11 protein-coding genes are annotated in these 15,578 nt (G+C 43.5%); 5 read left to right on the forward strand and 6 right to left on the reverse strand.

Annotation, left to right across the window (positions count from 1 at the left end):
• Positions 1–76 precede the first annotated feature (76 nt).
• Positions 77–1,531, reverse strand: coding sequence for an imelysin family protein (locus JMX94_RS08135; RefSeq protein WP_201564873.1), 1,455 nt, complete (start codon positions 1,529–1,531; stop codon positions 77–79).
• Between the two features lie 297 nt (positions 1,532–1,828).
• Positions 1,829–2,482, reverse strand: coding sequence for an OmpA family protein (locus JMX94_RS08140; protein ID WP_201564874.1), 654 nt, complete (start codon positions 2,480–2,482; stop codon positions 1,829–1,831).
• 582 nt (positions 2,483–3,064) lie between these two features.
• Between JMX94_RS08140 and JMX94_RS08145 the strand changes: the two genes are divergently transcribed.
• From JMX94_RS08145 to minE, 5 genes are all read left to right on the forward strand, one after another.
• On the forward strand, positions 3,065–4,027 hold the full coding sequence (locus tag JMX94_RS08145) for an acyltransferase (protein ID WP_201564875.1): 963 nt from the start codon (positions 3,065–3,067) through the stop codon (positions 4,025–4,027).
• 230 nt (positions 4,028–4,257) lie between these two features.
• Positions 4,258–5,352, forward strand: coding sequence for a hypothetical protein (locus tag JMX94_RS08150; RefSeq protein ID WP_201564876.1), 1,095 nt, complete (start codon positions 4,258–4,260; stop codon positions 5,350–5,352).
• A 187-nt stretch (positions 5,353–5,539) separates the two neighbouring features.
• Positions 5,540–6,406 (forward strand): septum site-determining protein MinC, encoded by an 867-nt coding sequence (gene minC, locus JMX94_RS08155; protein ID WP_201564877.1) that lies wholly within the window; start codon positions 5,540–5,542, stop codon positions 6,404–6,406.
• 445 nt (positions 6,407–6,851) lie between these two features.
• Positions 6,852–7,664 carry a septum site-determining protein MinD gene (gene minD, locus JMX94_RS08160; protein WP_183620258.1) on the forward strand — a complete coding sequence of 271 codons (813 nt, stop codon included), beginning with the start codon at positions 6,852–6,854 and terminating at the stop codon, positions 7,662–7,664.
• 2 nt (positions 7,665–7,666) lie between these two features.
• On the forward strand, positions 7,667–7,957 hold the full coding sequence (gene minE / locus JMX94_RS08165; RefSeq protein ID WP_183620257.1) for a cell division topological specificity factor MinE: 291 nt from the start codon (positions 7,667–7,669) through the stop codon (positions 7,955–7,957).
• Between the two features lie 84 nt (positions 7,958–8,041).
• On the opposite strand, the gene JMX94_RS08170 is transcribed toward minE, so the two are convergent.
• The 4 genes from JMX94_RS08170 to JMX94_RS08185 all read right to left on the reverse strand — a co-directional run.
• Positions 8,042–8,569, reverse strand: coding sequence for a cytochrome b (locus tag JMX94_RS08170; RefSeq protein WP_201564878.1), 528 nt, complete (start codon positions 8,567–8,569; stop codon positions 8,042–8,044).
• Positions 8,570–8,742: 173 nt separating this feature from the next.
• Positions 8,743–9,246, reverse strand: coding sequence for a hypothetical protein (locus tag JMX94_RS08175; protein WP_201564879.1), 504 nt, complete (start codon positions 9,244–9,246; stop codon positions 8,743–8,745).
• Entirely contained in the window at positions 9,243–10,277 is a 1,035-nt protein-coding gene (locus JMX94_RS08180) for a chemotaxis protein CheB (protein WP_201564880.1), read from the reverse strand. Before JMX94_RS08180 ends, JMX94_RS08175 begins: the two co-directional genes overlap by 4 nt.
• Positions 10,267–15,578: Hpt domain-containing protein (locus JMX94_RS08185; protein ID WP_201564881.1), on the reverse strand; the 5,312-nt coding region annotated here is incomplete at its 5' end. The genes JMX94_RS08185 and JMX94_RS08180, both read right to left, overlap by 11 nt.

A 15,578-nucleotide genomic window follows, 5' to 3' on the forward strand; every position in this document is an offset into this window, starting at 1 on the left:
ATTAGGCATATAAAACCAATCCTATACGTACAGCCACAAACACACAGCCAATTGACGTTATTAAATACGCATTGTCTTAAAACTGTGAGCCTGCATCGGCGTCTAGATTATCAATACCAACGGCTTTTGCAGCGTTTTCAATACCAGCGGTTAGCTCTTGTAAGCTCGTAATGCTGCTTTCAATCCAACCACGGCGTTTATTTTGCTCTTCAGCAGAGATACCATGCTTGCTTGCTTGTCCTACCGTCGCAATCATTTGGTCGACCTTGATGCCGTCTTTTTCGCCTTTATCAACAATTACCTTAAAGGCCGCTTCTACTTTAGCAAAATCAGCCGCGAGCTTATCAGCCGCCTCTGTATTACCGGTATCAATAAGATAGTGTTTAACGCCGTATCCGCCGACCGTTTTACCGGCGACGGTTTTATAGCTGCCATTAAAGACATTTTGAATACCGCGGGCATTATTGGCATAGCTTAAATGGGTCAAATCACTAAAGCATTCATGCTCATCTTCGGTAGAGCCGGTGACAAAGGCCACTTGTATGCGCTCAGATGCCAGCTCACCAAGTGCTAAGCTGCCCATTTGGTACATAATTTGACGTAGACCATTTTTGTCTTTACGTTCCATCATGTCGCTACGCAAGGTGTTTTCGCTGTTAGGCTGCCACTGGGCTTCCATCGCAGTTAAATCATCGACCAATAACTGAGTAACCGCTTTTAAATACTGCCCACGGCGCTCGCAAATACTGGCATCACTATTGACCGTGTCACCGCTGGTGCATTCACCGTCGGTTGCTATATAGTCGCTCACTGGACGGTTACCTGCGCCCTCACCGACGCCATTGGTATCTTGACCCCACAGCATAAACTCAATCGCATGATAGCCGGTGGTGACATTGGCTTCACTCCCACCGATCTCACTCATCTCAGCCAATAATTCAGGCGTAATGGTGGTCGTATCTTGTTTTAGGCTACCGACTGTAATGCTGTCACTGTTGATAATATTGTCCTGACTGTTATATTCACCCTCATAACTGTCACTCACATAATCAATCAATGCCTCATCAAGCGGCCAAGCATTTACCTGCCCTTCCCAGCCATCGATACTGCCAAGCGCACGTTTGTCATTAGCCGTCACAAAGCCTTCGTCAAAGCGGAATATCTCAGTCTGTGAATACGGCTGGCGCGCCGCTTTATAAGCCGCTTTTGCAGCGTCAAGATTTTCTTGGGTCGGCGTTTCTACATAAGTATTAACCGCCGTTTGTAAAATTTTGGCGGTTTCTAAAGAGTCCTTGTAGGCGGCATGCGCCATATCAGCATAGCTAATCAGCAAGCGATCGATATGCGCTTGGGCAGCCGCTGACGAGGTTTTATTGTCTGTTTTTTCAGTGCCTTGGACGTCAGCTTGGGCGTCCGTACTTGCAGTCTCATCAGACTGTTTGCTACAACCCGATATCATTAATATCCCTGCCAGAGCAGCAGCTAAAGTAGTCGGTAAAATTTTACGGCTTGGCGCTGGGCTGATATTCATACACGTCCTCGATGAGATACACTAAATAAAATAGCAAAGTAGAAGTCTAGAGAGTTATAAGGAGAAAACTTAGCAAGATAAGTAGCAAATATTGATTAGAGTAAAACTGTCAATTTCACAATATCATTACATGCTAGCAGAATTTAATACTTGCGAATTATAATGTTATTGATAACTATTATCAAATATAATTTTAAAATCCTACATAAGTTTTAGGACAAATTTTAGGCAAAAAAAAGACCAGCTTTGCGCTGGCCTCTTTCATCTAATGTTCTATATTTAACCAATCAATATTGATTAACGAACGCTGTTTGGCGCATTAACGGTTAGCTCTACACGGCGGTTTTGTTGACGACCATATTCACTGCTGTTATCAGCAACTGGACGCGACTCACCATAAGCGACTACGTTGATACGGTTAGAAGCTACGCCACGTGCACTTAAGTAGTTCGCTACTGCATAAGCACGGTCACGTGATAATTTCATGTTATAAGCATCAGCACCTTTACTGTCGGTATGACCGGCAATAGTAATGGTGTTTTGGTTATATTCATTCATTGTAGAGGCAAGCTTATCAAGCGTTGGTCTAAATGATGGGTTTAAAGACGCATCATCAAACGAGAACGTGATATTACCTGGCATAACCAAGTCAATGTTACCATTAGCATTCGGTGTAACTGTCACACCAGTACCAGCCATTTGCTGTTGAAGTTGCTTGGCTTGACGATCCATATAGTAACCAACGCCAGCACCTAGTGCAGCGCCAATAGCAGCATCACGACCAGTTTTGTCGCCACCTGTTGCTTTTGAGATAGTCGCGCCACCAGCTGCACCAGCTAATGCGCCAAGTGCAGACTTGTTAAGCGTCTGTTGGCCAGTGTATGGATCTGTAGCACAACCGCTTAGAGCCAAACCTGATGCCACTGCTGCAATCATTAATGTATTACGCATAATATTTCCTCTTAAGTTAAAAAAATCGATAGATAAATTTGCTTTTTATAAATATTGCTTATGACCATTATTGATCAGCAATTATTGGTCAGCAATATTGTTTAGATGTTTATCCACACTTGCTATTATTATGGCAATTGCCATCCATTTGTGTGTAATATTTTGTCACATCTATGTATGAAAAGTGCATAACTGTTTATGACTTATTGCTTAGCAACAGAGCCAATTTGCTACCGCAAGTCACGTTTACAGTCGTACACTATAATATTTTTCTGCTAAAATCAGCCAACAAAATGATTATTGCATCAAAAACATCAGGACTTGACGTGGAATAATAACTGAACTTAGTTAAGGTATTAAGTAGTTCAAAATGATAAAAATGCTATCAAAAGTACGTTGGCTCAATTAAATATAGGCGCTTGTTAACAGAGGCTTATTTATATCATTGGCTTTTATATGGCGAAATTATTACTAATAAATAAGAGTCCATATTAAGAATACATTAGTTATATATTTTGAGGTTGATTAAAAAATTCTAAAAAAAGTTGCGTGATTAACGAAATGAATAGGAAGGAATTGGATATGCGCTTAAATTCTGCCATACAAAAAATACACGAACGTACGCCAAAATTAGCAAAAGCCATGTCGCTTGCGACAGCAACTGGGGTCATCGCTGCCAATAGTTTTGGCGGTAGCATTCCGTTATGGCTAATGGGGGTTGGTAAAATCATCACCGGCGCTCCTATCGCCGATAAGACAGTGATTAAAATCGCTGAACACTGGATTAGTAGCAACAATGCGCTCATCGACAATATGTTGCCGCGTAAAGACTGGCGCATTCATTTGCCAAATGATGTCCATATGGACGGTAAGTACCTGCTGGTCAGTAACCATCAATCTTGGGTAGATACCAGTATCGTGCAATATATCAGTGAAAAACGCTTGCCGCTGACCCGCTTTTTTACCAAGTTTGAGCTGATTTATATTCCTATCGTTGGACAGGCGTTTTACTTTTTAGACTTCCCAATGATGCGCCGCCACTCTAAAGAAGCGGTTGCTAAAAACCCTGCTCTTCAAGGTAAAGATATCGAAGAAGCAAAGCGTGCTTGTGCGTTATTAAAGGACAAGCCCTTTACCTTATTGAACTACTTAGAGGGCACGCGCTTTACCCAAGAAAAACACGATAAACAACATTCACCCTATACCCATCTATTAAAACCACGCGCCGGTGGTTTGTCGCTGGCTATTAACGCCTTGGGCGCTGACATGGATGGTATCTTAGATATGACCATCGTTTATCCTGACGGCGTACCAACCTATGGCGATTTGTGGAAAGGTAATATCAAACGCTTAGGCGTCGATGTCCGCCATATTAAGATACCTGACGAGCTGTTTGCGGGTATTCAAAACGGTGGTTACGAAAACGATGACGCAGTCAAAGCGCAGATGTTTGATTGGGTCGAGCAAATTTGGCGTCAAAAGGATCAACGCATTACTGAGATGCTTGCTGAATTTGATGACACGGCGGTTGATAAAATGCATTAGGATTAGAATAAAATGTAATATCTCTATTATTAAAATCCGTTGCTACTGTCAGCGGATTTTTTCTATAAAAAGATAATGGCTAAAATACCAAATTATAATGGTTGATGGCTTGTTTTTTGGCATGATTCATTGATAATGTGAATAACCATTAAAACTCGTTGTTTATTTGGTAGTGATTGGCCGAAAGCTACTCACTACTGATGCCATTTACCACTTAATAAGGTATGACTGTGTCCGCCTCTTCTACTAGCAGCGCCCCTATAGAATCAACATCCGCGCGCAATCAGTCCTCAGACTTATCGAATAGTCCACCACCAAGACCGAATCGTCCCAAGCCCAATCGCTTGAAGCTGACCTATGATATCGTGATGATTATCGCCATCAGTATTGATTTATTATTAATCGGTATTGACGCTATCTTGATGAGTGGTTTTAGTCGTGATGCGGCGCAGTGGTTGACCCTGAGTGAGGCATTAAACTGGTATCAAAGTAATATCCATGATTCGTTACGGACAGCTGGTGGCTTCTTTACCTTATTTTTGATTGTAGAGCTGCTATTACGCTGGGCGATTGCTATTAAAGAAAAGGTTTATTACCGCTGGTTCTTTTTTCCTTTTGTCCATTGGTATGAAGTGTTAGGCTGTTTCCCGCAGCTGCGCGCGCTACGTTTGTTTCGCGCGGTGATTATCGGACGCCGATTATATCAGTTGGGTTATCAAGTATTGCCGCAGCCGTGGATTAACCGCATTAACTTTTATATCGATTTACTTTTAGAAGAGCTGTCTGACCGCGTCATCTTAACGACCATTCAAACCTTTCGGCAGCAGCTCACCGACCCTAAAATGCATAAATCGTTTATTGAGTCGACCATCGCGCGCAATCGCAACGAGATTGAGGCGGCGGTGCTATCGCTGCTACGTAAAGAGCTGGCACCAAAACTCCAAGCACTGACCGAGTCATCAGGCGGCGGCACCATTATCGCCACTGAAATGGGCAATGCGATTAAAGAAGGGTTGGCCAATACGCCTGAGCTACGCCGCTATCTGCGTATGATACCCATTGCTGGCTCTTTAATTGAGTCTCAGCTTCAATATGTCGGGCATAATATTGGTGAGAACGTAGTATATGCGCTTAATGAGCGCCTGCTTGACGCCGAACGTCTCGATGCTTTGATGGTCGCTATTGCCAGCGGCGTCGCTCAAATCGATACCGATAACAGTGCCCTTGATACATTAATCTCAAGTATTATTGCCGACAGTTTGGATGAGTTTGAGGCACAAATAAAGGTGCAGCAGTGGAAGCATCAGGACATGCTTAGGTTATAGCATTTTTAGTCAAAGCGGGCTTAGCATAAACTGGCTTAGCAAAAATCGGACTACCAAGAACTGACTTAATAAGAACTGGATTTTGATCACTATAGTTTTATATAGCGATAGTTTTATATAGCCATACTTTGATAATAAAAACGGCACCGTGAACACCGCAATACGACCATTTTTGAGGATTTATATTATGACGATTTCAGACAATGACCAGCATGCCCTCGCCTCAGCCAACACGCCGGCGTTAGCTTTTTACGGCAAGATGCTGACCTTTTCACGGGTGCAGTTTAGCACCGATGATTTTACAGCGATTGCCAGCCAGCTTGAAACCACACTGAGCAATAAGAACAGCAATATTCCGGTACTGATTGACAGTGAGGTCGAGCAAGATTTATCGGCACTGGTCGAGCTGCTTTGGTCTTGGGGTTTGCAACCTATCGGCGTGGTCACAGGCTTGCTTGATGCGCAAGCTCGCGAGCTACGCTTGGCGATATTCCCCGCTGATGGCAAACGTATCGAGCGTATTTTACCGAGTAAAAAAGCCACTACTCAGTTGAACCAAGTAGCGGCTACTGTGCCCAACAACAGTGCTGACGCTATAACCACCACTGCTGATAATACGGGTTCAATAGTAGACAACCAAGCGGTTGCAGCAAGCGCGATACCTGAAGTAGCCGAAACCACCTTGACTGCTGAAACACTTATCAGCGCTGAGCAAATTACCAGCCTCATCTACGATCAAATGCTGCGCTCAGGACAAAGCCTCAATCATGTTGGCGGCGATTTGATTTTAACCAACAGCGTCAATAGCGGCGCTGAAGCCATTACCGACAATAACTTACACGTTTATGGCCGCGCCCAAGGTCGTTTGGTCGCAGGGGCAACTGGCGACAAAGACGCGCGGATTTTCTGCCAAGTATTTAACCCTTCATTAGTCTCCGTTGCCGGTACGTATTGCTTACGCGACAACCTACCCCAGCACGTGATTGATAAATCGGTTGAAGTACGTTATTTAGAAGGTCAAGGCTTGGTATTTACTGTCATGGACGACGCTTAAATTAGCTATGACACTAAGATTATCCAAAGATTTAGTTACAGTTATATTATTGCATTGATATCAGCTTAAAAAATGGATGATAAAGACTAAATTGGCGGCTCAATAGTATGATTAATATTGTAGTAAGTTTACTTAACAAAACTGCGCTATGATGAATTTTTAGCTCTGCAACTATTTACGTTAGACTATATGTACGGGCTTTAAGCGCAGATACTAGAGCGTTTTTTTAGCTCTCTAATCTCTGTGCGGATAGCAAGCATAAATGCGATATATCAGCTGTTTTTGTGCTTTAATATAGACTTGCTATAAGTTTTTGTATATTTATGCTAGGCTTACGCTCGCAGATAGCACATATACGCTAGGTGAATGCCAAGCAAATGTGCTACTTTATATCTATACTGTTTTGTATAATAAATATCCCATCAATTCATAGGAGTGTGCCATTGTGGCGAAGATTGTTGTAATCACTTCGGGTAAAGGCGGTGTGGGCAAAACCACAACCAGTGCTTCTTTTGCCGCCGGTTTAGCATTACGTGGCTATAAGACAGTTGTTATCGATTTTGATGTAGGCTTACGTAATCTAGACTTGATTATGGGCTGCGAAAATCGAATTGTTTATGACTTTGTCGATGTTATCAATGGTAATGCACGCCTATCCCAAGCGCTGGTGAAAGACAAGCAATTGGAGAATTTATATATCCTACCTGCCAGTCAGACACGTGATAAAGATGCGTTAACGGACGAAGGCGTAGCAGAAGTCATGGACGAGTTGTCTAAGCAGTTTGACTATATCATCTGTGACTCGCCCGCTGGTATCGAACGCGGTGCGCAGCTTGCGATGTATCATGCTGATGAAGCCATCATCGTTACCAACCCTGAAATCTCTTCAGTACGTGACTCGGACCGTATCATTGGTATCTTGCAAAGCCAAACTAAGAAAGTGGCTGAAAACCAAGGGACGGTACGTGAGCATCTTATCATCACACGCTACAATGCAGACCGCGCCGCCGCTAACGAGATGATGGATATCGATACCATCTCTAACGATATTCTAAAAGTGCCGTTACTTGGCGTGGTTCCTGAGAGCCATTCAGTACTTGAAGCCTCTAACCACGGTGAGCCAGTGATTCATTATACCGACTCTGTTGCTGGTCAATGTTATGACGATATCGTTGCCCGTTTCTTAGGGGAAGAGCGTCCATTACGTCACATTGATGTGAAGAAAAAGAGTCTATTACAGCGCTGGTTTGGGGGTTAATAATGAGTAAGAAAAAAGGATTTTGGAGTAGTCTATTCGGCACCGACGACAGCAGTAATGCTGGTAGTGCCAATATGGCCACTGAGCGTCTAAAGGTTATCGTTGCAAGCGAAAATCGTTTAAACAATCGTTTGACCGCTGACCGTATCGAAAAAATGAAACGTGAAATACTAGAAGTGGTTAATAAATACGTCAACGGCGTTCAGATTGATGATGTCAATATCAATCATCGTTCTGAAGATAGCTTAGATGTGCTAGAAATGAATATCAGCTTACCTGAGCATAAAAAGTAGAGTTTTTCACTTTATTGCTCCATAAAAAAGCCCTAAGTATCATACTTAGGGCTTTTTTTATGCTTATTCTTTATCTACCAGCCTTTATTTTATACGGGCTATCAGATTGTCTTTTTTGATAAATTGATGGTATAAAGCGGCGCCAATATGAATCAAGGTAAAGGCGATAATCATAGGCCATAAAATATCTGTATGCCAGTCATTAAAAAGTCGGGCCAAGCCTCTATCTGGTGTGACAAAGACAGGGATTTGAAATAAGCCAAAGATATCAACGGCTCTACCGCCATAGACTGACATCAGCAGCCCTGCTGTTGGCATAGCGATCAACAAAGCGTACAAGAAAAAGTGTGACAATTGTGAGAGGAGCATCTGCCATTTTGGCATAGCAACTGCAGGCGGTGCTTTGGTAAATATACGATTGATCACGCGGGCAATCATCCAAAACAATAAACTGATCCCAAACGCCTTATGCAATCCGATATAGACCTTACTATCCAAATTGCCATATAAAAATATCATGACCCAAGTGACCAGCAATAAGATGGCACTAATCCAGTGAAAGATTCGACTAGCAACCGACCACTTTGTCACGTTTGAATTGATGGTATTCATAGCTTACTTTATCACCCCTATTGTTCATTAGTGCTCAATGATGCTCATTCATACTAACTGGCGCTGACTGATACACTGATATTGGCAAACAGCGATTGGCTGATAAAGACACGTGGTAAACACTCTCAAGGCTAATGACAAAGATTTTTATGAGAAGCCTAACCGTAAGCAAACTAGGAGTCTAAATCAACCAATTGGTGTGCTATTTTATCCAAATCTGCTACCAAGTACAGCGTATTATCAATCATCACGGTTTGAAAGAGGTAGGATAGCACATCATCTTCTTGTACGCGTTCATCAACATCATCGATTTTGTCGTCTGTCTTAATAAAATACTCAGGAAGGTCGATATCTTTGACATCAGAGATACGCGCCTGTAGCTGACGCAGCTCACCTGCCGTTTGAAGTGCGATGCGATGAGCGGAGGTATTACCCTCTAAGACAATCATTTTCTCTGGTGTTTGATGGCGTGGCAATAGATGGAAGACCGCGACTGCTTGCTGTTGCCACTCATAACTATCGGTATGTTCGCTACACTCCTCGACACTCAAAATCAAGCTGCTAGGAATAATCCAATCCGGTTGGTTAACTGCTGGGACAACCGTCACGTCGAGCATACCATTGTTAGTGGTCAGTAAGCTCACCGCCTCAAACGAATGCTTTAGAATCTGTTTCATAAGTTGCTCACAATAAATGAATCTAAAGGGGCGCTCACCGCCCTTTCAGTAATATACTCAGTAAGTTTTTCTGCTAATGCTGTAGGACTGCCGACAAACTGACAGTAGCCTGAATCAATAATCGCTTGCGGCTGACTAGGACAGGCACTTAAGCTTGGCTCTTGCGCCCACAATTGACTGTCATTGTCTTGGATTAAATCTAAATACTGCGTGCCATCGTTACCCATCCCTGAAAATATAATATTGATAAGTTCACTGCCATAGACATCACTGGTATTTTTAAGAATTTGCCCGATAGCAGGTTTATAATCGCCTTCCCACGCCTGTTCTAACAAGATGATGCGACCGGTTGAATCACAGACAATTTGTTTATCAATAGGCACTATAAGACATTGCCCAGTGCGCAAACGCTGCGTTGAGGTAATCAGCTGACAGCGCCACTCATTATGACGATTCAATATACGCGGTAATGTACTAATCATGGTTTGGTTAAAGTGATGCGCCAATAAAATACTTACAGGTAGTAAAGGCGATAAGTGGTCTAAAAACTCTTTGACGGCGCTAGGGCCACCCATTGAAGCCCCCAAAAACACCACATAACGCCAGTCATTGGCCTCATTTTTATAGGCAGTGTTTTTATCAGTAGCATTATCGACTAACATCGGCAGCGCCAACATTTGGGCAAGCTTACGCTTTAGTTTACGCTGCCACTTGGCATACTGCTGTGCTTCATTAAGATACGGTGCTTGACTAAACCCCACCAACACGGCGGCAGCTTGAGAGGCTGCCGTTGCTGTCGCCATATGATGGTCATAATCACCGTCGATTAACCAAATATCGATAGAGCCTTCATAGCTCTCAAACTTATCTTGCAATTGCGCCCGCGATACGCAGTCAACCAGCTGTAAACCACAGCTACGTACCGTATCAGAAAAAGCCATACGCTGATGATGGTCCTCTGCAACCACCAATACCTTGATATCACTTTTATGTTTGTCTTTTAGCGCCAAGGCACGTAAGTTATCCTTCATTGACTAGGCTAGCCTCTTTACCCAATAGGGTTTCAATCTTACTAAGAAGCTGATTTTCTTGGAAAGGTTTGCCCATATAGTCATTAACCCCAATCTCAAGGGCGCGCTCGCGATGTTTTTCGCCCGTACGCGAGGTAATCATAATAATCGGCAGATGTTGCAGACGTCTATTATGGCGGACTTGCGTCGCGACTTCAAAACCATCCATGCGCGGCATCTCGATATCGAGTAGCATCAAGTCAGGTGTCGTTTCTTGTAGAATCTCAAGCGCATCGATACCATCTTTGGCAAGCACCACAGTGAAGCCTTGGCGCTCTAAGAAACGTGAGGTGACTTTTCGTACTGTAACGGAGTCATCGACCACCAAGATAGTCGCTTTAGACTCTGTCGTGCTGCGCATGCTCACAGCAGGTTTTGCGACTTCTTTCACCAAGGCGACATTACGCATCAAGGCAATCAAATCAAGGATGAGCATGACTGAGCCATCACCCATAATGGTCGCTGCTGAAATACCTGATAAATTCGAGAACTGTTGTCCCAAAGGTTTTACCACAACCTCGATACGTGAGCCTGCGATTTGGTCAACCTGTAGCGCCATATTCTGCCCACTACGGTTTTTAATAATGATAAGTGGCACGCTGGTATTGGTATTGACGACCAGCTCATTTAACTTATTACCAGATAAAATCTCATTTAAATAACGGACGCGATAATCGGTATCTTCAAAGTTAAGCGTCGCCGCACCTGATTGATAATAGTCGTATATTTTTTCCGGATTGATACGCACAACCCGCTCAATCTGCACTAGCGGTATCGCATAATAGCGGTCTGCTGCGCGCACTACCAAGGCATCAGAAACAGCAACGGTGAGCGGCACACGCATGGTAAATCGAGAACCTTTACCCAGCTCTGAGACGACGGATACTGAGCCCCCTAACTGACGAATCTCACTGATCACGACGTCCATGCCGACACCGCGCCCTGATATCTGTGTCACCTGTTTACTGGTACTTAAACCGGCATTAAAGATGTACTGTATAATATCAAGGTCGCTTAGGGTGCTGTCGCCGGCATCAATCAGACCTTGAGAGATAGCTTTATTGCGTACTGCTTCTACATCAATCCCACGACCGTCATCGGTTAACTGAATGACAATTTCACTGCCTTCACGCAGTACTTCTAAAGTGATTTGCCCACTACGCTCTTTACCCGCTTTTAGGCGTGTAGCAACGTTTTCAATTCCGTGATCGACGGCGTTACGTAACATGTGCTCAAGCGGCGAGGTAATGCGTTCTAGAATGGTTCTATCCATTTCATCATCAGCATTGATAATCTTGAGCTCAACCGACTTATTAAGCTCATTGGCTGTCTGACGTACGATACGCTCAAGCCTTGGCGTTAGACGGGTAAACGGCACCATACGCGAGTTCATCAAGCCATCTTGGAGCTCGGTTTGCGTTCGTGATAGTTGTAGCAACAGACTTTCACTATCACGGGTTTTTTCTAATAAGGTGTTATTAATATCGACCAAATCCGAGGCCGACTCTGTCAAAGATTTTGACAGCTGATTCAATGAAGAATACTGATCCATCTCTAGCGGGTCGAAACCTTCATGATTGACCAGCTCGTCATCGATTTGCGATAAAATCTGCGCCTCAAGCTCAATCTCCATCCGGCGTAACTGATCTGCTAAGCGCTGTACGGTAGTGCCCATCTCTTCAATACTATTGGTCAAGCTACTCATGCCCATATCGATACGCGCACGGTTAATCGCCGACTCGCCCGATAGGTTAATCATATGCTCAATCAAACCACCTGAGATACGAATCATCTCATTATTATTGGTGTTCTGCTCTTGCTCAGCGGTATTAGCCACCATCAGCGGCATCTCACTAATATCCTTTTGGATATAGGTCGATTCTTGCTTTTGTTTTGCTAAAAGAATGGCGTCACGCTGCGGCTGCAATGACTCTTTCGGTATCTGCTTTAAGCTATCTGGGTTTTTACTAAATTGTTGTAATGCCTCAATCAATAAATCAGGGGTTGGCGGATTCACCTGTTGCGACAGAATAAATACGGCATCTGCAAGCCAATCATGACAGGCAACTAATAGCTCTAAGACTTTTTTGGTAGCAGGACGGCGACGATCGACGAAATCCGTATATACCGATTCCATTTCATGCGCAAGGTCAGCAATACCACTAGCGGTCACCATACGCGCGCCACCTTTGAGGGTATGCAAGTCGCGCTGTAGTGCCTGCAATGCCACCGTATCATTTGCATCACTTAAGAATAATTGCAGATATTCGTTACGGTTGGTCAGGGCTTCTGCTTCTTCTAAAAACACTTCCAAAATATCAGGGTCAGGTAAGCCATTTGCCCATGATTGTTTGATAATTCTATCTAAACTTAAGCTATCTGCTGCTTGTTCTATACGATGAATATATTCATCTGCCAGTACTTGCGACTCGGTATCAATATGGTTTTTCGGCATCGGTACAATAAGTTGAACGACATCTGGCAATGCCTTCGCTTTTTCAAACTGTTGTAACTGCTCAATCAACTCAGGTGCAAAAAACGATTGCTGATAGCGGACAATGTGCGCCACTTGTAATGACAACGTATCTTGCACGACCTGCATAATCTCAAGCCACTGTGCGGTTGGTACTCGTCTTTCTTCTACAAATGCCTCGTAGATACTCTCCGCTTCATGAGTCAAGTCACCAATACTACGAATACCTGCCATGCGCGCGCCACCTTTGATGGTATGCAGATGACGTTGTAAGACTTTTAAAGTATTGATATTACTAATGTCGGCGCGCCATTTACTAAAGCTGTCATTGAGCGCGTCATCAAGCTCTTGCGCCTCTTCTAAGAAGATTTCTAATAGCTCGATATCGGTATCGATGGTTTCAAGCTCTAGCTCAGGCGCGGCGATACTATGTACCGAAGCATCAGCATAAACCTCTGCAGCAATATTAATGTTGGCTTCAGTTTCAATTGCAGCGTTGATATCGCCATCATCAGCGATCATTTCGTCATCACTGTCATAGCGTTGAGCAATACTTTGTAGCTGCTGAATAACTTGCTCATCAATTTTTAATGAGCTGCTACCTGCCAAGGCATCAAATAAACCGACCAATTGCGCATGTCCGGCCAGTAAAATGGCTTGAATATCAGTATCAATCGACTGTTCAGGATGATGGCTTAAATAAGCATAAGCCTTGCCCAACTCATTAAGGATGGCAGTAAACTTTGGAAACTCTTGGGCTTTATCACTTAAGTATTTTATTTGTGCCATTTGCTGCGCTATATAAGCTTGGACTTGCGCACTTTCTGGATGAGTCAAAGCGGCCTCTAGCTGCCATTCAGCATCGAGCAATTCATTGATATTATCATCCAACAATTGGTTTATCGTTGGCTTATTATCAGCAGTGCTCTCGCTATCTTTAATAGCATACTGCTCACCAAGCATCGCTTGCAAAGAAGCAATATCTTGCTGGCTTTGCGTCTCTTCTAACGACACATCTTGCTGCTGAATGTTTTGTTTATAGTTGTCCAAATAGCCATTAATCAGGGTTGCAGACTGGGCGAGCGCCTTTAAATGCTGCGCACTCATCGGCGTATCCTGCTGCTGTAGCAGCTCTAAACTCTGCTCTATGGTCGCACTAACCTCGCTAATTGCTGTCAAAGCACTAGACCCAGAAGCAGCCCTTAAGGTATGGAATGCCCTTACAATCTCATCGCTTACCGCCACATAAGGCTCGTCTTGATGGCGACGAACAAAGTCATTAACGCTCTCTAATAACTCTTCTGCTTCTTCAATAAAAATATCAAAAAACGCTTGTTCTTCTTCACTTTGAGGGGTTAAAACGATGGGCGCTTCTGCCATTTTTTCATTCACAGAATTAATCGTTTGCAACATGCTGTCGATATGATTGCTATCATCGGCATTTTTATAATTACTGTCGTCAGCATTGCTCTCATCGTCAAAACCATCCTGAGCACTTTGATTTGTACTTGGTGCAGAAGACGGTGCAGGAGTGCCTAATAACTGTTGGTATAGCGCAGAGTAGCTAAATTCATCACCTAGCTGTTTACTATAAGCCTGAGCACAAGCCACCCATAAGGGCATGATAGTAGGATAATCTTGGCTATCGTTCTCAAAGGTGGTTAATAACTCAGGATACACGCTCAGCACATCGCCAATCAGCTGCTGTATGTCCGTAGAAGCCGTAATGCTATTATCTAAAATACGGTTGAGCATATTTTCTATCGACCACGCCAACTCAGCACTAGTGTTAGCACCAACCATACGCCCCGACCCTTTTAAGGTATGAAAGCCGCGACGAATATCAGTCAGCTGGGTTAAGTCATCTGGAGCAAGCTGCCACTGCTCATATAAAGGCACGATTTCATCCAAGACCTCATTGGCCTCTTCTAAAAAAATCTCTTTAATATCGGGATCAGCATCGTCAGCATCCATCGGTAACGGCTGGGCTGCTGACATAAATGGTTGCAGTGCCGCAGGGATTTCTAATTCTATCAATGATGCAGAGATATCTTTTTCCTCTGCCAGCGAATAATTAACGTGCTCTGTCGTTCCTAGAGTATCGGCATGCTCAATGTCTAAGTTTGTTTCGTTTAAGAGTAAACTTTCTTCCAGTAAAGAATTATTTCCTTCAACGTCAGCGATAGAAGATATGACTTCAGACTTTTCTAGCCCAGTATTGATAGGTTGCTGGCTCATTAGGTTATTGCTTTGCACAATAGTAATAGCAGGATCAAAGCTTGGTAATTGCTGTGCTTCAAAATCACTCAACATCGCTGGTAGGCGCTGGGTCGTTTCTGTCACTAATGCGACGACTTCATCGGTCACCGGCAGTGTTTTTTCCAACAGACGATTGAGTAGGTTTTCAATTGACCATGCCATCTCACTGATGCTAAAAGCACCAACCATACGCCCTGAGCCTTTTAAGGTATGGAAACCTCGTCGTACTTCCGTTAACGGGGTTAAATCCTGTGCGTCTTGCTGCCATATCGGTAAAAAATCTTCTAAATCAGCAATAACCTCTGCAACCTCTTCGATAAAGATGTCACGAATATCTTCATCGATATCAAAGTTATCAGGCTTGATTTGGCTACGGGCGCTTAATAAAGCGGCACTTTCTGCTTCATAAGTGTTATTAAGATTATTAGCGTTATTACTATTATCACTGACTAAATCGCTCTCTAAAACTGAGTCGATAATGTTGACATTATTAATAGGCGCAATTTCACCACTGTCGTCATAGCGCAGTA

This window comes from Psychrobacter sp. CMS30 (assembly GCF_904846565.1).
Taxonomy (GTDB): domain Bacteria; phylum Pseudomonadota; class Gammaproteobacteria; order Pseudomonadales; family Moraxellaceae; genus Psychrobacter; species Psychrobacter maritimus.

Coding starts and splice junctions, on each gene's coding strand:
- minC (WP_201564877.1), top strand. CDS start 5,540: ATGACGATTTCAGACAATGACCAGCATGCCCTCGCCTCAGCCAACACG.
- JMX94_RS08180 (WP_201564880.1), bottom strand. CDS start 10,277: ATGAAGGATAACTTACGTGCCTTGGCGCTAAAAGACAAACATAAAAGT.
- JMX94_RS08145 (WP_201564875.1), top strand. CDS start 3,065: ATGCGCTTAAATTCTGCCATACAAAAAATACACGAACGTACGCCAAAA.
- JMX94_RS08135 (WP_201564873.1), bottom strand. CDS start 1,531: ATGAATATCAGCCCAGCGCCAAGCCGTAAAATTTTACCGACTACTTTA.
- JMX94_RS08140 (WP_201564874.1), bottom strand. CDS start 2,482: ATGCGTAATACATTAATGATTGCAGCAGTGGCATCAGGTTTGGCTCTA.
- JMX94_RS08175 (WP_201564879.1), bottom strand. CDS start 9,246: ATGAAACAGATTCTAAAGCATTCGTTTGAGGCGGTGAGCTTACTGACC.
- JMX94_RS08170 (WP_201564878.1), bottom strand. CDS start 8,569: ATGAATACCATCAATTCAAACGTGACAAAGTGGTCGGTTGCTAGTCGA.
- minE (WP_183620257.1), top strand. CDS start 7,667: ATGAGTAAGAAAAAAGGATTTTGGAGTAGTCTATTCGGCACCGACGAC.